14 protein-coding genes are annotated in these 19,637 nt (G+C 48.8%); all 14 read right to left on the minus strand.

All coding sequences use genetic code 11. The features are described from left to right. Positions 1-5 precede the first annotated feature (5 nt). Positions 6-1,853, minus strand: coding sequence for a chloride channel protein (locus AC1XTG_RS00905; RefSeq protein ID WP_056287933.1), 1,848 nt, complete (start codon positions 1,851-1,853; stop codon positions 6-8). 170 nt (positions 1,854-2,023) lie between these two features. Continuing rightward, positions 2,024-2,782, minus strand: coding sequence for a hypothetical protein (locus AC1XTG_RS00910; RefSeq protein WP_484840648.1), 759 nt, complete (start codon positions 2,780-2,782; stop codon positions 2,024-2,026). A 96-nt stretch (positions 2,783-2,878) separates the two neighbouring features. Continuing rightward, positions 2,879-4,801 carry a response regulator gene (locus AC1XTG_RS00915; protein ID WP_056287929.1) on the minus strand — a complete coding sequence of 641 codons (1,923 nt, stop codon included), beginning with the start codon at positions 4,799-4,801 and terminating at the stop codon, positions 2,879-2,881. Between the two features lie 2 nt (positions 4,802-4,803). Further along, the gene (locus AC1XTG_RS00920; protein WP_056287928.1) at positions 4,804-5,397 is read right to left on the minus strand and encodes a chemotaxis protein CheB; all 594 of its coding nucleotides are present in this window, start codon (positions 5,395-5,397) and stop codon (positions 4,804-4,806) included. Next, positions 5,394-6,200, minus strand: coding sequence for a CheR family methyltransferase (locus AC1XTG_RS00925; protein WP_229238702.1), 807 nt, complete (start codon positions 6,198-6,200; stop codon positions 5,394-5,396). The genes AC1XTG_RS00920 and AC1XTG_RS00925 overlap by 4 nt, the downstream gene beginning before the upstream one ends. Before the next feature lie 11 nt (positions 6,201-6,211). Next, positions 6,212-9,628, minus strand: coding sequence for a response regulator (locus tag AC1XTG_RS00930; protein WP_484840649.1), 3,417 nt, complete (start codon positions 9,626-9,628; stop codon positions 6,212-6,214). Positions 9,629-9,813: 185 nt separating this feature from the next. Then, positions 9,814-13,143 (minus strand): UvrD-helicase domain-containing protein, encoded by a 3,330-nt coding sequence (locus AC1XTG_RS00935; RefSeq protein ID WP_484840650.1) that lies wholly within the window; start codon positions 13,141-13,143, stop codon positions 9,814-9,816. 102 nt (positions 13,144-13,245) lie between these two features. Beyond that, a complete protein-coding gene (locus tag AC1XTG_RS00940; protein WP_056287915.1) occupies positions 13,246-13,767 on the minus strand; it encodes a hypothetical protein in 522 nt (173 codons plus the stop codon). A 38-nt stretch (positions 13,768-13,805) separates the two neighbouring features. Further along, the gene (gene hisC, locus AC1XTG_RS00945; protein WP_484840651.1) at positions 13,806-14,879 is read right to left on the minus strand and encodes a histidinol-phosphate transaminase; all 1,074 of its coding nucleotides are present in this window, start codon (positions 14,877-14,879) and stop codon (positions 13,806-13,808) included. A 26-nt stretch (positions 14,880-14,905) separates the two neighbouring features. Continuing rightward, complete coding sequence (locus tag AC1XTG_RS00950) at positions 14,906-15,367, minus strand: RES family NAD+ phosphorylase (RefSeq protein WP_056287910.1); 462 nt, start codon at positions 15,365-15,367, stop codon at positions 14,906-14,908. Next, positions 15,367-15,795, minus strand: coding sequence for a type II RES/Xre toxin-antitoxin system antitoxin (gene parS / locus AC1XTG_RS00955; RefSeq protein WP_484840652.1), 429 nt, complete (start codon positions 15,793-15,795; stop codon positions 15,367-15,369). Before parS ends, AC1XTG_RS00950 begins: the two co-directional genes overlap by 1 nt. 57 nt (positions 15,796-15,852) lie before the next feature. After that, entirely contained in the window at positions 15,853-17,121 is a 1,269-nt protein-coding gene (hisD, locus tag AC1XTG_RS00960) for a histidinol dehydrogenase (RefSeq protein ID WP_484840653.1), read from the minus strand. A gap of 34 nt (positions 17,122-17,155) precedes the next feature. Continuing rightward, positions 17,156-18,019: an ATP phosphoribosyltransferase gene (gene hisG, locus AC1XTG_RS00965; protein WP_031527974.1), complete on the minus strand. Its 864-nt coding sequence runs from the start codon at positions 18,017-18,019 to the stop codon at positions 17,156-17,158. A gap of 48 nt (positions 18,020-18,067) precedes the next feature. Beyond that, positions 18,068-19,435, minus strand: a complete 1,368-nt coding sequence (gene hisS, locus AC1XTG_RS00970) for a histidine--tRNA ligase (RefSeq protein WP_056287904.1) — start codon at positions 19,433-19,435, stop codon at positions 18,068-18,070. Between the last annotated feature and the right edge of the window lie 202 nt (positions 19,436-19,637).

The raw sequence follows: 19,637 nt of genomic DNA on the forward strand, positions 1-19,637 counted from the left end.
CACTTCTAGCCTGAATGTGCGCGGAGCAGCTGGCGGTAGCTGTTGAGGATTGCAGATTTGGAAATAAAGCCGACAAATTCGCCGTTTGTCTTCACCACAGGCAGATTCCAGGCGCCCGATTCGTCGAACTTTTTGACGACACTTACCACGCTGTCAAAGTCGCTGATCACGACCTCGGGCTTCTTCATAAGCTGCTTTACTTCGAGCAGATCGTAGGCGCCCGGATTGAAGAAAAGCGGGCGGATATCGTCGAGCGAAATGATACCTGAAAGCTTGTTTTCGGAGTCGGTTACTGCGATGATATTCCGGTGTCCTGAACGCACCATATCGGCCAATTCCTCCCTGCTTGCCTCGCAATGGATGACTTGGATATCCTTATCGATAAGGTCGAGGACGTGGAGCAATGAAAGCAAATTCCGATCGTGCTCACGGGTGAAAATCTTGCCTTGCTGTGCGAGTTTTTCAAGGTCTGGCGACACGGATGAAAACCATTTTGCAATTGAAAAAGAGATCACCGAAACGATCATTAACGGGATAAAAAGATCATAGCCGGAGGTCGATTCTGCAATCAGAAATATGGCTGTCAGCGGCGCATAAAGAACCCCGCTCATTACGCCCGCCATTCCTACGATCACGAGGTTATTTACGGGCACGTCGCTCACTCCCGCCTGCACGCAGAGCAATGCAAATACATAGCCGAGCGAGCCGCCCGCGAAAAGCGACGGCGCAAAATTTCCCCCGTTCCCGCCGCTGAAAATCGTGATGGAAGCAGAGAATGCTTTGAGCAAACAGATCACCGCCACAAACACAATAACGACCCAGTCGCGGTAGCCAATGAACCTGAAAAAACTGTTCTGCATAATGCCCTGCATCTGTCCGTTCGTGATCGCTTTGATGGTATCATAACCCTCACCAAACAGCGGCGGATATAGCACGCAAAGCACCGAAAGAACACCCCCACCAACCATCGCTTTTTGAATGCGCGTCATTTTCAGGTTATGGAAAAATTGGTCGATCGTTTTTGCAATCAACACAAAATACCGGGCGTACAAGCCGCAGAGAATTCCCAGTACGAGGTAGTATGGAATGTTGTGGTAGTCGAAAGGATTTCTGGTCTTGAACTGGAATAATACCTCCTCCTCTAAAAGGATTTTTGACACCAAACTCCCGCAGACAGCAGCCACAACCAGCGGGATAAAATCGGAGAATACAACGCCTGTCAGGAGGATCTCGAATGCGAACATCATCCCGGCAATGGGTGCATTGAATGCAGACGCGATACCGGCTGTTGCACCAGCGGCAAGCAGCAATGTACGCTCGCGGTAATCGAGCTTGTAAGTACGCGCGAAGTTGGAACCAATGGCTGCGCCTGTCACGGCGATCGGGCTCTCCAAACCGGCCGAGCCGCCGAGCCCCACGGTGATCGCGCTTTGCACGATTTGCGAATACATTTTGACGGACGAAACAATGCTGGAATTTTGCGCGATCTCGTAAAGAATGGCGCCGATCCCTTTTCTGTCCTGGCCTTTGAAAAGGAATATAACCACCAGCGTAGTGGTCACAATTCCCAGGAACGGAAACAGTATGTAGAAAAACACCTGCCGCTCGAAGTGGACTTTGTCGGTGATGATGTAGTGTATGTAATGCACCAGCTCTTTCAGCAGCACGCCCGCCAGGCCGCAGGTTACTCCCACCAGGACACCCGACAGGATCAGGAACTGTGTGCGGTTAAGCACGCTTTTTAGCCAGAACAGCAGGATTTCATAACTCTTGGCTTTCCTGAGACTGTACCGGGCAAAATCTCTCCTGTACTTTAAAAAATGATAGAACTTCTTAATGTTGACTTTATTCACTGTTCAATGTTAGGTCTGCGCCCGTGACCTGCGGACAATATGAAGGTGGCATTTAGCCAAAGCAATTACGTGTGTACTTATGCTAGCAAAATATGTTCCTGCAAGCGCCGGATTACAACAAAAAACCCGTCGGGGCTGCCGACGGGCTTTTGCACTTGATAAAGGCTGGTTTAATTAGCTCGTGCAAGCTGCACTTCCAGCCTGATATCTACATTCCTTTCATTGTTGTTATATCGCGAGCCGCCTGTTCCGATACCCACGCCCATTCCGCCGCCCATTCCGATACCGCCGCCCAAACCAATGCCGATCCGCGGACTGAAACCCGACTGGGAAGATTGCCCTTCCACTTTGATGTTTACACCCAGCATGGAAGTTTCCTTTGCATTTACAGCCATCAAACTGAACGGGATCACGATCTGCTCGGTAAGCTCGCCGTTTTTGTCCATCAATATGCGCGACTTAATGCTGCCGTCGGGCACAACCAAGTTGATAAAATGCTGACCGCTTTTGTCTTTCCAGACTGCTTCTTTATTGTATGAATCAAGCAGCAGATCAAGTCCCAGGCTGTTAGGCAGGTCCGTATCAATGCGCTTCAATGCTTTCCTATCTTCTTTCATCACCACCGGAAAAAGCAGCGAATATGCTTCTTTTTTCTGGCCTTCGGGACTGAATGCAATCTTCAGGCCGCTGCTCAGTATATTCTGGATCGTCGAAGGATCTTTTGTTTTAAGGGTAATGTACACGAACTGATCGTCATTGATGATCCCATATTTCAACCTCGATCTCTGATCCTGCTGGTCAGGTTTCACTTCATCCACATACGTAAAAGGTGCATTCCACTTTGACTCGTAGGTCATTGTTTTTGAAGAACTACATCCGAAAAGGGCGGCAAGCAATACGATACTCCAACTGTTCCTGATATTTTTCATTTGTTTGGCTTAATCACGATTTATTTACAATGGATTAACGAAATCCTGCATTTAAACATTACGAAAAAGCGCAACAAATCGTTGCAGATGCGCATTTCAGGAGGCAGGTGAAATGAGCCTGCCGATTTTCTGGTGCAATTTTTCGGGTTCAAATGGCTTCGAAAGCGTGTCGTTCATTCCCGCTTCGAGCGCCTGCTGGATTTCTTCGGGCAATACGGTCGCTGAAAGCGAGAGGATCGGTACAGTTACTTTCAGTTCGCTCCTTACCAGCCGGGCTGCTTCAAATCCATCCATTTCGGGCATTCTGGTATCCATGATCACGAGGTCGAATACCCGCTGCCGGAGCGTCTCCACAGCTTCTTTTCCATTCACCACGAGCGTTGTGTCCAGCTGCCAGGCTTTCAGGTATTTTTTGAGTAAAAGCGCATTGATCGGGTTGTCTTCGGCTACCAGTACTGTTCTGCCGGCAAACGGCGGCAGATTCTGGAATGAAACCACGGGCTTTGCCTCGGCGGCTTTTTCATTCGCATCGGGCAAAATCAATGTAAAAAAGAACTCGCTGCCTTCGTTTGCGCGGCTGTTCACTTCCAGCTCGCTTCCCATCAGCCGCGCGAGCTTTTGGGAGATCGTGAGCCCGAGCCCGGTACCTCCGTACTGGTGGGATATGCTCTCCGAAGCCTGTCCGTATTCGGAAAAAATGTTCGATAGCTGCTCGCCCGACATTCCGATGCCGCTATCCTCTACGCTGAACCGGATCTTGTGCCCGGAACTTGCCTGCGCGACGTGGCTAATTTTCAGCTTAACCCCGCCCTGAACCGTAAACTTCAATGCATTGCCGACCAGATTGAGCAGGATCTGATTGAGCCGCATTCCGTCCACCAGCATGCAGTCAGGCACTGCGTCGTCCACTTCCAGGTCAAGCGAGAGCCCTTTTTCATCGGCCTTGAATTTCATCAGGTCAATGATACCCCTTGCCAATACACGCATATCCGTTGAGGTAGGGATAATGGAGAATTTGCCTTCCTCTATCTTCGAAATATCAAGTATATCGTTCAAAATGTTGAGCAGAGAACCCGAAGATTGCCGCAGCATATCGATCAGTTCCCGCTGCTCTACCGTCAATGCACTTGCGGAAAGCAGGTTACCCAAACCGATAATCCCGTTCAGCGGCGTGCGTATTTCGTGGCTCATATTGGCCAGAAAAGCTTCTTTGCCTTTGCGTGCGCGGTCGGCCTGCTGCTGTGCGTCGATCAATGCGCGTTCGTGGGCCTTTCGCTTTTCGATATCGTGCAGGTTGATAAACAGCAGCCTGTTCTTGAACATAATGCGCAGTTCAAGCCACACAGGCTGGCGCAGGCGACCATAAAAGCGGTCCTCGATCACGATGGTATGTCCGCCGATATAGCTCTTTTCAACCAAAACCTGACGCAGCGCCGACGTATCCGGCTCAACCAGCAGTTCCAGAATAGAAATGCCGACCAGTCCATTTGGTGAAATGCCTAAAATCGTTTCTACTGACGGATTAATCGAGAAGATCTTGCCCGTTTCAGCTTCCACCGTCGCGATGATATCGGGTGAATTGATGACGATCGTCGCGTAGTTTTCAAGCAGCTTGTTCTTATCCCGGATCTCTTTCTGACTCCTCGCCAGGCGTATCAGCGAGTCGACTTTCGCATTGGTGATAAATGGATCCAGCGGCTTGTACAGGTAGTCAATCGCGCCGGTTTTTAATCCGCGTACAGCGTAAGTAGTCTCTTTCGAAATAGCGGTTACAAAAACAATAAGAATTTCCTTTGTTTTCGGATTGGATAAAAGCGTTTCTGCAAACTCAAATCCATCCATTCCCGGCATTTGAACATCTACCAGCGCCACTGCAATATCATTTTCCCAAACCATTCTCAGCGCTTCGTTCGGGGAGGTTGTAGCAAAAATTTCAATGTCGTCCCTGCTGAGGATTGCGCGCAGCGAGATCAGGTTCTCCTCTCTGTCGTCCAGCAGTAATATCTTGGTATCTTCCATGGCTAAGTTGAGTGAGTATGCAGTATTTCTTTGATTGTATTTGAAAAATGACCGCGGGACAGCACCTTATGCCCGCTATATTGTTGCAAAGCCGCTTCCGGCATGCGCTTTGACTCAGCATCGGCAGGATCAAGCACATAGGTTGCGCTGCCTCTTTCAGCTAGTACTTTCAGCCCAAAAGCCCCATCTGCGCTCGAACCGGAAAACAGCATGGCCGCTTTGACAGGAATGCCGGAAAACGCCGCCGATATAAATGTCGCGTCTATCGACGGTCTTGAGAAAAAATCCTTTTCAGAAGAATCATAGTAAAACCGCTTGTCGGGACCAATCAGGAGGTGATAGTCGGGTATGGCGAAATAGATGCTATCGGGCTCGACGGGATCCAGATGCTGCGGTTCACTCATAAATACATTTGTTTTATTTTTAAAAATGCGGGGAAACACAGCTGAGCTGGCTTTTCCCCTGTGCAAAACAAAAACGGCTGCGAAAGACAGCGGGCGTTCAAGGATTTGTAAGATTTCCTCAAAAAGCACCATGCTCCCGGCGGATCCTCCAAAGAGAACCAGGCTCAGCGGGTTTGTTATGCCATGGTTCATTTAATTTTCTGGTAAATATTCAGTGAACTATCTACAACCCTGAAATAATCTTCCAGTCCTGAATATCGCAGCGTTTCCCGCTTTCCGAGACAAAGAAAGCCCAGAACGCTCAAACTTTCATAAAGCAGCCGGAATACGCGCTGCCTCAATTCCAGCGTAAAGTAGATCATTACATTGCGGCAGCTGATAAACTGGAACTCATTGAACACGCCGTCGCCTGTCAGATCGTGTAGCGAAAACACGATATTTTTCCGGATTTCGGGCGAGATCACCGCTTTGTTGTACGATACGTGGTAGTAATCAGATAATGAATGCTGACCGGCTGCCTGCATGTAATTTTCAGAAAAAGTACGCACACTGCTGAGCGTAAAAACACCTTCCCGCGCGGCGGTAAGTACCTTATTGTTTAAATCGGTGGCGTAAATGAGCGAGCGGTCGAGGTACCCTGCCTCTTTCAGCAGGATCGCCATTGAGAAGGCTTCTTCGCCCGACGCGCAGCCTGCAACCCAGAGTCGCAGCGCCGGATAGGATTCCAGGTAGGTGAATACTTCACTTCTCACCTTCACAAAATAGTCAGGATCGCGGAACATCTCCGAGTAGTTGACCGTCATTTCCTGGATCAGATCATATACGATCCCTCCACCGGGTGCAATGTGCGCGAGCAGCTGCTCCATATCCATTCGCTTGCTCGTGAGGTACCTGCTCGCTCTTCTCAAAAGCGACGGACGAGCGTAACCCGAGAAGTCGAACCCGGATATTTTCCTGATTTCCGCAATCAGAATTTCAAGATCTGAATATTCCATTAGTACCATGTTCAACCAGCTTGCAGCCAGACTTTGATCAGCGACAACAACTTGTCAATATCAACCGGCTTGGAAATATAATCGTTTGCACCGGCTGCCATGCATTGCTCCCGGTCGCCCTGCATTGCTTTCGCAGTCACGGCAATAATGGGCAATGTGGCCCAGCGGCTGTTTTTACGTATTATCCGCGTTGCCTCTATCCCGTCCATTTCGGGCATCATCACGTCCATTAGTACCAGCTCGATATCGGAGGAATCTTCCAGCTTCTGAATTGCTTCTTTTCCATTCGCCGCAATCTCAATTTTAAAGCCCGCATCTTCGAGTACCGCGCTTAATGCAAAAATGTTACGCATATCGTCATCGGCCAGCAGAATCTTCCGGCCAATAAATGCATGTTCCGAATAAACCACGCTGCTTTTAAAGGTATCCTGCTTGGGGGCCGCGGGGGTTGGTTTCGCTGGCTGTACCTTTTTGAGGAACAGTTTCACCTCGTCCAGCAGCCGGTCATTAGACTTCTTCGTTTTGATTACCACCGGGTGCGAATACTTCATGACCCGGCTAAGATCAGCCTGCGAAAGGTCTTCGGCTGTATTGACAACCACCGGAATGGATGTGAGCGCAGGGTTCTTCTTGATCTCGTCCAGCAGGTCCAGCCCATTCATATCGGCAAGCCGGATGTCGAGGATAATGCCGTCAACATGTTCGCGGGCCAGAATCGCCAGCGCGTCCGAAGCCGAGTAGGCATAGAGTACGAATATGTTGTTTTCGGCCAGGAACTCGCCCAGATACTTACTCTGATAAGCATCATCTTCAATCAGCAGGATCCGGTGTTTTTCAAGGTCTTTGCCTTCCAGTTTCAACACATTAAAAATACTCAGGGCTGACTTCTGGTCTACCGGCTTTTGCATAAACCCGATCGCACCTTCTTTCAGCACGTCCGAGTCAAGGTAATCGCCTGAGGATATTGTGTGAACAGGAATGAGCCGCGTCTTGGTGTCGGCTTTGAGTTCTCTCAAAACTTCGTCGCCGGACATATCCGGCAGGTGCATATCCAGGATAATGGCTGTTGGGTTGAATGTCTTCACCAGTTCGAGCGCCGTTTTTCCATCGGCGGCAAGCTGCACCTGGAAGCCGCTGTCCTGCGCTTTGGCAGCCATATCGGCAGCAAAAACGGCATCGTCTTCGATCAGCAGCAACCTGTTTTCTTTCAGCTCCCGCGCCACTTCCGGCATCGCAGGTTTGATCTCTACCGCTGGTTCAGCAGGCAGCTTTTCTGCGGCTCCGTTCTGTGCAGCGGGGATTTTTAATGTAAATACCGAACCTTGCCCAGGCTCGCTTCTCAGCGAAATAGAACCTTTGAACAAATTGGCAAGCTCGCGGCTGATGGAAAGTCCGAGTCCCGTGCCGCCATATTTCCGGCTGGTTGAACCATCTGCCTGCTGAAATGCTTCAAAAATCGCCTTCTGCTTTTCTTCCGGTATCCCGATGCCCGAATCCGCTACCTCGAAGTGAATGAAGCCGGCGATCTGCCGGATTTTCAGGGATACAGTTCCTGGTGCGGATGTGAATTTAATGGCATTCGAGAGCAGGTTTCGGATGATTTGCAGCAACCGCACGTGGTCTACAAGCATGACCTCGGGGCAAGATTCTTCTTTTTCCAGGTGTAGGTTCAGTCCCTTGTTCTCGGCTACTTTCTGGAAAGTATTGGCTACCTCCGACAGGATCAGTCCCGTACTTACCTCTTCATGGATTAGTTCAACCTTTCCCGATTCCACCTTTGCCAGATCCAGGATATCGTTGATCAGTGTAAGCAGGTCGTTGCCTGAATTGTAGATTACCGATGCATAACGTTGTTCTTCCTCACTGAGCCGCTCTCCTTTATTTTCACCCAAAATCCTCGAAAGAATAAGGATACTGTTCAATGGCGTACGCAGCTCGTGGCTCATATTCGCAAGAAACTCGCTTTTAAAACGGCCGCTTTTTTCAAGTTCATCCGCTTTAAGCTGTATCTGGTCGCGGGCTGCTTCAATGGTACCTTTCTGTTCTTCCAGCAGAAATGCCTTTTCTTCCAGCTCAGTGTTAATCTGTTTGAGCTCTTCCTGCTGTACCCGCAATTCCTCCTCCGAGACTTGCAGCAGCGAAGTTTGTCTCGTCAGCTCTTCATTGGTTACGCGCAGCTCTTCCTGCTGACTTTCAAGCTCCTCGGCCTGTAACTGCGTTTTTTCGAGCAGCTCGTTAGCCAGCTCTCGCGCCCGTGCAGCCATAATAGACACCGCAACGCTGTCGGATATCATTTCAAGTACCGTCGCTACTTTATGGCCCGGCTCTTTGAGATAACCTATTTCAAGTACGGCTTTGATCTGTCCACCAAATGCGATGGTTTTCAATAGTACTGCGGCCGCATCAGTCTGCCCGCTGGCCGTTTTCAATGCGAGGTAGCCTGGCGCTACGTCAAGCTTTTTAAAGGGGATCTTTTCTTCCACGATATGCCCCAATGTTCCGTCGCCGACGCGGAAAGATTTAGGTGCCGGGTTTGCTTCACTTGTTCCGTAGCTTGCCGCAAGTTCCATTGTATCTCCCGAGCGGGTAACAATGTACATAACAGCCACATGCGCGTCCGTCAGCTCCACCAGCTTGGCAATCAGCTTGCGTGACAGCTCAGCCAGGGTCGGTTCTCCCCTCACCGTCTCCGCCGCCTTGACGGCCGCATCCAGTATCCAGTTTTTCTCCTGATCTACCAGCGAAAGCTGTTCCAGTTGCCGGTTTGCCTCCAGCGTCTGCTTTTCCGACGCTACCTGCGCATTGTAAGTACGCCTTATGAAATAATACAGCAGCAAAATCACAAAAAGGAAAGCCGAAGAGCCCATCAGGATGTATTGCTTTGCCTTTGAAGAACTTACAGTTGCATTCTGCTCGCGTTCGACGAGTAAGCCTTCTTCCAGGTTCTCTATCCGCCGGAAGCTGAATTCAAGCTGGGAAGACACGCTTTTGCCGGCTAGTACCAGCTGCCTGATCGTGTCCTGTGCATAGTTGCCTCCCTGAAGAAAATCATATTGCCTGTCCATCAGGTCCAGCCGCGTTTGCAGCAGCATTGACAGGGAGTCAACCCGCGCAGACTGGACACTGTTGTCGCGCACGAGCTTCCGCAGGTCGTCCAGCTCCTGCCAGACCAGCTCAACGGACTGTAAATAGCCTGTTTGAAAAGAATTGTGTTTGGTGATAGCATACCCGCGCACATTGGATTCCGCGGTAAGAAGCTGATTTTTGAGCGAAGTGCTTGTCCGCATTACTTCTCTCGTGTGGTACACCCAACCTGTATTTTCAAGTTGTATCCTGATTGCATTATAAGAAGTAAATCCTACAACCAGTACGAGTAAGATGGAAAAAGCGATCCCGAGGAAAACCTGTCGTTGGAAGGTTAGGCGCATGGATGAAATATGTTGTGAGAAATCCGAAAGGATATTTTTTGTGAATATCCGCAAAAAATATCCATTTACAGCCTGTCTCACAGACAATATGTAGCCTTTTATAAAGTTTTGTCTACACCTGACAATGGAAGTAATTCGCAGCTTACATTTGCAAAATATTGGCTTTCAATGAGGTATCATTTTCATTATAACTTATCTACCCATTCTGCAACTTGCTTCTGAAGATCTACTACTACACCGCGTGATTGCTTGCCGGTGGATTCGTAAGCTTTGATCACCTTTCTTAAATGCCGTGCCGGTTCCGTCATGTCCTGACCGCCAGCGAATAGCATGAACGCAATAGAACTATCAGGCATTTGTACAGCCCGGTCAATGTGCAGGAGTTTTCCGCCCGGCATCAACAGGTCGCGGTTCATCTGAACCTGGTTCTGATCGCTGTATAATGTACTTAATGCAGGATTTTCCAATAGTTTCAAAGCCGCTGCTCTGATTTCAGAACCTTCTTTTCTTGTAAAAATACCCTCAGTAACAAGTCTTTCCATCACAACCGGCAGCTCGGAAACAGACTTTAATCTGGTAAAAAGATACTTTAACTTTTGTGTGCGATCATTTTTAGACTCAAATGTATCCACATCGAAAATGCGATCGGCCATTCGTCTCAGCCGCATGGAATCGGTTCGGTCGTTGCTCAATACCGCCTCCATTACAAACGGTGTGGCCTCTGAACGTACGTGTGCATGTTTTGGGCTGGAATTGGCTTCCGCTATGGTATAAACGGAAATGTTTTCATCCCATTCCGGCTTGAAATCCTGCTGTGAAAAATAGTCTTTCAGCCAATTGTTGATCTGGCTGCCCACATTCCAGTTTCGTTCTCTTTTGGCCAAAATATACAGGCGCTGTACAGGACGGGTGAATGCAACGTAAAGCAAGTTTAGATTTTCGACCAGCACACGCGTTTTCTCATTCTGGTACTGCTCTGCCGCCTTCGTATTTTCCAGCTCCTTGATAACCGAAACCATAGAAGTTTTCAGGCTTTTCGGATCATAACCCGGCGATTGCGCCAGATGCAGCTCTTCATAATCCATTCCTTCCAGGTCAAGCCACAGCCGGTCGAGCCTTGCATTGGGGGTCACCTTCCAGTTAGCATAAGGAATGATAACAGCCGGGTACTCCAATCCTTTGGATTTATGGATCGTCGTGATCCTCACAGCGTCGGTACCTTCCGGGATTGTAATGGACAGCTTGTGCCTTGCAGTGTCCCAGTAGGTCAGGAAATCGCCCAGGTGGTTGCTTTTACGGTTACCAAATTCCATTACCACGTCAAGGAAACGGAACAGGTATTCGGTTTCAAAACCCTGTTCAAGCAAACCAAAACGTTTCATCAGCTGCTCGCTCAATTCAAAGACGGAGAGCTGCCGCAACCTGAATGAGGTCAGCTGAATGTTCCACCGCCTGAAATATGCCAGGAATGAATCGAGCCCTTTCTCTTCTACCAGCCCGCGGATCTGCTCATAATCGGAAGGAGCGGGCGCCTCTCTCCGGATAATGTGGTGGAACAGGTAGGCAGCCTCGTACCGCGCGAGCCGGTGGTCGGAGCTGTGCAGTACCTTCATAAATGAGATAATGAAATGCACGGAGCGGGAGTAGCTTAGCGAAAGTGCGTCGTCGGAAATCAGCGGGTACCCTGCCTCTTTCATAAAGTTCGCCAGCGCGGTGGCTTCCTTTTTCCGCCGGCACAAAACCGCCATATCCCGCCAATTGTATCCCTCTGATCTGAGCTTTGAGACAATTTCAAGCGTGCGCCTGATCATGTTGTCGACAGCACCTTCTGTATCGGCATTATCGTCTGCATTCTCCGCCAGGTCCATAAATTCAACTTCCACATGCCCGCCCACAGGCGCTTCATCAGGGATTTCCTGCTGGAAGTTCTGATCGTAAACTTCCCTGATCAAAGGATATTCGTCGCCAAGCAAATCGGCCACAAACCCGAAAAATGAATTGTTGAATGCAGTGATCTCACGGTAACTGCGCCGGTTCACTTTCAGGTGATTTACATTCAAATAGTTATTCAGACTGACGAGCCGCTCTGCATGGAATGTATTGTCACCAAAAACAGAGGCCAGCTGCATTACCTGGCTTTGTGCGAGGTTCAGGATCAGGTCCATATCTCCGCCACGGAACCGGTAAATGGATTGTTTCGCGTCGCCGACAACCAAACTGAAATAGCCGCCCGACAATGCATTCTCAATCAGCGGCAGCAGGTTGGCGAACTGCAATTTGGAGGTATCCTGGAATTCGTCGACCAGAATGTGGTTGTATTTTTCACCTAACCTTTCAAAAATAAAGGGTACCGGTTCCCTGGCCACGATTTCGACGATCTTGCGATTGAAATCAGAAATATGTACCTGGTTATTTTGCCTCAGCAGAATATCAAATTCCTTCCTGATCTCTCCAAGCAATGAGAGCTGGTAAATGTGCTTTTCAAGCTGGTTATAAAGGATTATCTTACCTGATTCAGCGGTACGCATGTTCTCGATCTGGTGAAAATAGTTTTCCAGATCTGTTCTTACACGCTCGATTTCATCTTTAATCAGAACAGCCGTTTTAGCACCATACCATACACCCTCTCCTATTGTCTTGTAAACATAGGAATTCGGCTCAGCCCAGAGTTTCTTGTTTTCGGAGCGGTCCCGAAAGAACCCGTAAATGCCGCGCCCGCTCTGGTGGAAGTCTTTTTCTGTCAGGAATGTTGACTGGATCAGCTCAAATGCATGCTGTGCCAGTCGCAGCATCGTCGCCTCTTTCTCGCGAACGTAGCCGCGCATCTGGTTCCGGATTGCGATCCAGTCTTCCATTTTGAGGTTTTCCACGCGCTTCATCTGCAGGTAGCTCTGCTCATTCAGCAATGTGCCCGAAGTTTCGCGGATCTGCATTGGCAGCGTGCCCCAGCTTTTACCTTCTTCGGCATTCTCGCGGTAGTATTTTTCGACTATATCCGTAAGTACCTCCTCGCCCTCCTGCCCGATCCGGGACAATAACCTGTCGACCGCATCGTCAAGCAAATCACTGTCGAGCTGGGTTTCAAAAATGAAAGGGATACCTAGCTCATCTGTAAAACTGCTGATCAGCCTTTGTGTAAATTTATCGATGGTCATCACCGAAAAATCCGAATACCGGTGCAGGATCTGTCCAAAAACAGCATTTGCGCGCTGGCTGATCAGTTTCGACGCTTCGTGGAGCAATTCGGGATCCTGTTCTGTATCGGGATAAAGCTCACTGATCACATCCTGCATCATCGGGTGCAGCTTGCCGTTTTGTGGCTGCCAATCTGCAAAAGTGCGCAGCATCAGCAGAATGCGGTCTTTCATTTCTTTTGCAGCCGCATTGGTGAATGTTACTGCAAGAATGTTCTTGAAATAGGTATCTGCACTGTTGCTTAATGCCAGTTTCAGATATTCTTTGGTCAGCGTGTAAGTCTTACCCGAGCCGGCCGATGAACTATATACTTTAAACACGTGCGAAATCTTTTGAAAAACCGATCAGGAAACTGCCGGGCAAATTACATAAAAAAAGCAGGTATAAACCTGCTCGTTTGACTCTGGAAATGCTTCTTGCTGCTATAAGTTGAAACGGATACCAGCAGAAAGATTAGGACTCAGGTAGAATGGACGCGGTACGAGTTCCAGATAGGTGCCGCCTTCCAGGAAAACAGAAATGCGGTTATCGGGAATGTAATATTCAAACCCGCCCAGTACTGAACCTCCTAGTGAAATGTCCTTTTCGTAATTGCCGCTCAACCTTTTCGGGTAAGCGCGGCGACTGTTCAGCTGCCCGCCCAGTCCGTAATATACGTGCACTGTTTCGGAGTTGAAAACCGGAGTGTGCCACAGGTAATGCACCTGGAGGGAAACGCCCGTATTTTTGTAAATACCCTCGTCGCCGCGGTATTTCCGGTCTTTGGACAACACGCCGCCGTAAGTACCAATGGTAACATCAAGTGCGTGAATGTTGTTGAAATATTTACGGATGTTGACACCGGTTGGCTCGCCTAATTTGAAACCGACTGCCCAGTTGTCATATTGGGCCTGTGCCATTCCGAAACAAAGCGTACAGATAAACGTCAAGGCTAATTTCTTCATAATTGTTTTTGATCGGGGAAATGGATATGCTGAGTATGCTATGCAATAACGTTTTTCTGTTGGAAATTCTTTAAAGATTCGATCAAAACTTCGTTTTCTTTCTTTGTTCCGACCGTAATCCGCAGACAACCTTCACAAAGATGTACGCGTGACCGGTCGCGCACGATGATCGCCTCACTGATCAGGTAGTCCATTACTGCCTTCGCATCTTCGAACTGAACGAGCAGGAAGTTGGCATCAGAAGGGTGAATCTTCACAACCGAGGGTAATTCCAGCAACATTTCCTGCAAAGCGCCTCTTTCGGAAAGAATATCAGTTACCATTTCATCTTTCAGCGCCGGATTTTGCAAGCCTTGCAAAAGGGCATTCTGGGCTGGCAGACTGATGTTATAAGGTGGCTTGATCTTGTTCAAAATGCGGATCAGCTCAGCGGAAGCAAAGCACATACCAATGCGAAGTCCGGCCAATCCCCATGCTTTCGAGAAGGTTTGCAGAACGACCAGATTCGGGTACTCGTCAAGCCGCTGAACCCACGAAGGTTTATCGGTAAAATCAATGTATGCTTCGTCTACTACAACCAGCCCATTGAAGTTTTTTAAAATCGTTTCTATGGCTTCATCCTGCATATTGTTCCCCGTAGGGTTGTTGGGAGAGCAGATCCAGATGATTTTCGTGTGTTCGCCCACTGCATTCAAAACCGCTTCAACATCAATATGGTAATCGCTGGTAAGCGAAGCTTTATCAATGCGCACATCGTGAATGGAGGCGCTTACTTCGTACATTCCATAGGTAGGCGGCATGATGATCACGTGATCCTGCCCCGGCGTACAAGCCGCGCGCGTCAACAGGTCAATCGGCTCGTCACTCCCGTTTCCCAGAAAAATGCGGTTGGGTTCTACGTGTTTAATCTTTGAGATCAGCTTCTTGATTTCGGACTGATAAGGATCCGGGTAACGGTTATAATCTTCGTTTGTGACAGATCCGTAAGGGTTTTCGTTCGCATCCAGGAACACACCTTCGTGCCCGGTATACTCGTCTCTTGCAGAAGAATAAGGGGCGAGCGTGAGGATGTGCGGCCGCAGTATTGTTTTTAGGTCAAAAGTGTTGTTCATTCCAATTGTACGGCGTTATGCCGTTTTTATTTTTTCAAGGGAGATGTAAATAATCTCAGATCAAATTCAAAAGGTTCCTTTCCAACTACCTGAATCGAACTGGCGTTCTCATGCGCAGGATTGATCAGGAAATTGTATTCCGACTTGACTATAATTGATGGTACCCTGCATAAAAGCGAAGTTTTACCCTTTGCCCATTCATCGCCCATATCTTTGGTCCATTGCTGTTCTCCCTGCCAGTCCTGTATCATGTAAGGTACCGTCGAAGTCGCCATTGAATCGGGTACGTACAGCACCACGATCACATACTCAGGCGGCGGCACCGATTTGTTCAAATGCACCAGCACTTCAAGCATAGCGAGCGAGCGATGGGAGGCTGTGTATAACATGTGGTGTCCCGGTGAGTTCCACCTGCCCCCATGCCGGAATGCGCCAATGCCCGTCAGATCGTCCTGGTACTCCACCCGTGAAATCCGAAACAGCTCCATCAGGCAAAAATACCATGCTCAATACGCCCCAGCTCGGTTTTGATCAACTCTATACCTGCGTGGGTTTTGAGAAAATGGATCGGACATTCGTTGCCGAGAGAAGGAACCGGGCTCGTAAGCCAGCTCTTGAAATAGTCTTTTGACAGGACGTTAACCCCGACGGAGAATAGATCTGCCAATGCAATCAGATGATCAGAAACTACATTGCTGAGTAAATCCTCTTCCTCGTAGCGTTGCAGGTTCCTTGAAGTTACCGGCAAAAGGTCGATTATTTCTTTTGGATCCATGCCAATCGAGCTTGCCAAATGCTGAATAGAAGCCTTGGGTACGCCATTGGTGGCGAGATAAGCCAGGTCAAAATCATTGTTGACGCGATATTTGAGAACTCCGTAGCCGCCCAAACGCTCATTAACCATTCGTACTGTCATACGTTCATAAGGAAAAATGTCCCTAAATATACGACATTTTTCCTGCTTCAAAAACAATCATTCAAGACTTTTCAACCTCAAACTAACTGCTTTCCGGTGCGCTTCCAGCGATTCTGCTTCTGCCATTCTTTCTACGGTCGGACCGATATTGCGGATACCTTCTTCGGTAATGTGCTGCACTGTGATTTTTTTCACAAAACTATCTACCGACACGCCACTGTAAGCTCTTGCGTAACCGTTTGTCGGCAGCGTGTGATTGGTACCGGATGCATAATCGCCGCAGGATTCAGGTGTATAGTTACCCAGAAATATAGATCCTGCATTAACGATCTTGTCAGCTACCTTCTCCGCATTTGCCACACTCAATATCAGGTGCTCTGCGGCATATTGGTTCAACAAATCAATGGCGTCACTTTCATTATCCAGCAAAATGGCCTTGCTATGGGTAATCGCTTGTCCGGCAAAATCCCTGCGCGGTAATTCTTCGAGCTGCGAAGCAAGTGCCAGGTTCACCGATGAGAGCAGTTTCTTGCTCGTGGAAACCAGCAATACCTGGCTGTCGGGCCCGTGCTCTGCTTGTGACAAGAGATCAGAAGCAACGAATGCGGGAACTGCGGTATCGTCTGCATAAACCGCTACCTCAGAAGGTCCGGCCGGCATATCAATGGAAATGCCCTGACTGTTCACAAGCATTTTGGCAGCAGTAACGTACTGGTTTCCGGGGCCAAATATCTTATAAACTTTGGGGACAGTCTCCGTTCCGTAAGCCATCGCGGCAATGGCCTGCGCGCCTCCTACCCTGAAAGCTTTGGTCACGCCGACAAGGCTGGCCGCGTATAGTATGGCAGGATTGTCGGAAGGTGTACACAAGATTATCTCCTTACATCCAGCTATTTTCGCCGGTATACCCAGCATTAACACGGTACTGAACAAGGGTGCCGAGCCGCCGGGAATGTAAATGCCGACTTTTTCAATACCCACACTTTTGCGCCAGCAAAAAACGCCCGGCATTGTCTCGATCTTTTGCGGGGCTTGCAGCTGCACTTCGTGGAACTTGTAAATATTCGCATAAGCCTGTGCAATGGCCGTTTTCAGCGGCTCGTCAAGCTGGCTGGCGGCGCTGGCAATTGCCTCTTCTGAAAAAGCAATTTCTTCCAGTACCACCTTATCAAATTGCAGGGTAAGGTCCCTGATCGCCTGGTCGCCTTCCTGCTTTACTTTTTCAAGAATGGGGAGAACCTTGGCTTCAATATCCTTTGTTTCCTGGACCGGGCGGGTAAGCAGAGAAGCCCATTGGTCACGGTCCGGAAATGGAATGATGTTCATAGTCAAATAAATAGTGCAACCGTTTGGCCGGTTATTACTGAATCATTTTCTCGATAGGTATTACCAGAATACCCTCTGCGCCTGCCTGACGGATCTTTTCAATGTTTTCCCAGAATTCGTTTTCATTGATCACCGAATGCAGTGAGCACCAGCCTTCCGTCGCCAGCGGCAGAACAGTCGGAGAACGCATGCCTGGCAGGAATTTGGAGATGGTCTCAACCGCCTCGGTAGGACAGTTGAGCAGGATATATTTATTGTTTTTAGCTGCCTGAACCGATTTGATCCGGAACAAAAGCTGATCCAGCAGGTTTTGCTGCGTCGCCGAAAGTTGCTTGCTCGCGATCATCACCGCCTCAGAGCGGAAGATCGTTTCAACTTCTTTCAGCCCATTGCTCAATAATGTACTGCCGGAGCTGACAATATCGCAAACCGCATCGGCCAGTCCAATGCTGGGCGCGATTTCAACAGAGCCGCTGATCTCATGGATCTGCGCAGTGACGCCGTTTGAACTCAGGTATTTTTCCAGCAGTCGCGGATATGTGGTTGCAATGCTTTTTCCTTCCAGGTCCTGCACACCTTTATACTGATGCTCGCGCAAGACGCCGATAGACAGCCTGCACTTTGAAAAACCCAGCTTGTGAACCGTATCAACGTTTTTATCCGATTCTTCCGAAACATTTTCGCCTACGATGCCCAGATGCGCCACACCGTCTTCCACATAACCGGGAATATCATCGTCCCGAAGGAAAAGAATTTCGGCGGGGAAGTTGGTGGCGTCTGTTTTCAGCTTGCCGGCTCCGTTATCAAACCGGATTCCACATTCTTTGATCAGCTTCAATGAATCTTCGCTGAGCCTTCCTGATTTCTGTATTGCAATTCTTAGAATTTCGTCGTTCATTTTTAATGCAGCTGCCGGGCAGCCAGTGAAAAGTGCCTAATTAGGGTTTTAAATTGCCTGGGTTATTGAAGGTATGATATCTTCCAAATGTAATTTCTGCTGTTCGCCTGTCTTCATATTTTTAAGTGTCAGTAAGCCCGACTGCATTTCATCGGAACCTACGAGGATCACAAACGGGATGCTTTTACGGTCTGCATAATCGAGCTGCTTCTTCAACTTGACAGAATCGGGATAGATCTCCGCATTGATTCCGGCATTTCTGAGTTTGGGTAAAATCGTCAGACCGTACTTAAATGCTTCCTCGTCGAAGTTGGAGATCATCACTTTGGTACTGGTTTGCTGGCTCTCGGGAAAGAGGCCCAATTCTTCCATTACATCATAAATGCGGTCGACGCCGAGCGAGATACCTACTCCTGAGATCCCCGGAACACCGAAAGTACCTGTCAGGTTATCATAACGGCCGCCGCCAGAAATACTACCTATCTGCACATTTTTCGCTTTAACCTCGAAAATAGCGCCCGTATAATAGGAAAGGCCGCGTGCCAGGGTAACATCGAACTCGATCTGCGGGTTTTCCAGGCCAAGCAATTTCACCATCGCCCAAACTTCTTCCAGTTCCTGAATACCTTTTAACCCGATCTCTGAATCAGCAAGCCAGCTTCTCAATTCAGCAAATGGTTCTTTCTCGTTTGACAGCGCGAAAATCGGCTCCAATGCAGTGACACTTTGCTCGGAGAAGCCTCTTTCAAGCAGCTCTTCCACTACCTTTTCCTGACCTATTTTGTCCAGTTTATCAATAGCCACACAAAGTGGTCCTTCCATTCCGTGTGCACCTACTTTGTCAGCAATGCCCGTGAGTATCTTGCGGTTATTGATTTTAACCACAAAATCCTTGATACCAAGCGCAGGCAATATATCATGTAAAAGCGTCACGATCTCAGCTTCGCAAAGCAGTGAATCGGTCCCTACCACATCGGCATCGCACTGGTAAAACTCACGGTACCTGCCTTTCTGAGGGCGATCGGCGCGCCAGACGGGCTGGATCTGGTACCTTTTAAAAGGCATTGCCAGCGTACCCCGGTTCATTACCACATACCGTGCAAACGGAACGGTCAGGTCGTAACGCAGTCCTTTTTCAGAGATTTTAGTAGTCAGCGGCTTGTAGCCTGCATTCCAGTCAGTGTCGGAAAGCTTGCCGCTGAAATCGCCCGAGTTAAGTATTTTAAACAACAGTTGGTCACCCTCATCGCCGTATTTACCCATTAAAACAGACAGGTTTTCGAATGCGGGAGTTTCCAGGGGCAAAAACCCGTAACGTTGAAAGGAGCGGCGGATCGTATCAAAAATAAAGGTCCGCTTCACCATTTGTTCTGGACCGAAGTCACGGGTTCCGCGGGCAAGGGATGGTTTACTCATTATTATATTGGATCAAAAAAAGCCCGCCTGATTAGCTGAGCTGCACATTTAAGATGCAGCCCGGACCAGTGCCCGGCAAGGCGATTTGATAATGGTTTGGCGGCTGGCTGGGTGGCAAAGTTAGCCAGCTTATGCAATATTTGTGATGATAGCCTGCATTATTTAACAGAAAATGATTAATTTCGCGGCTCTTTCACAAAAC

It is taken from the genome of Dyadobacter sp. HNCC25DJ183 (assembly GCF_056895175.1).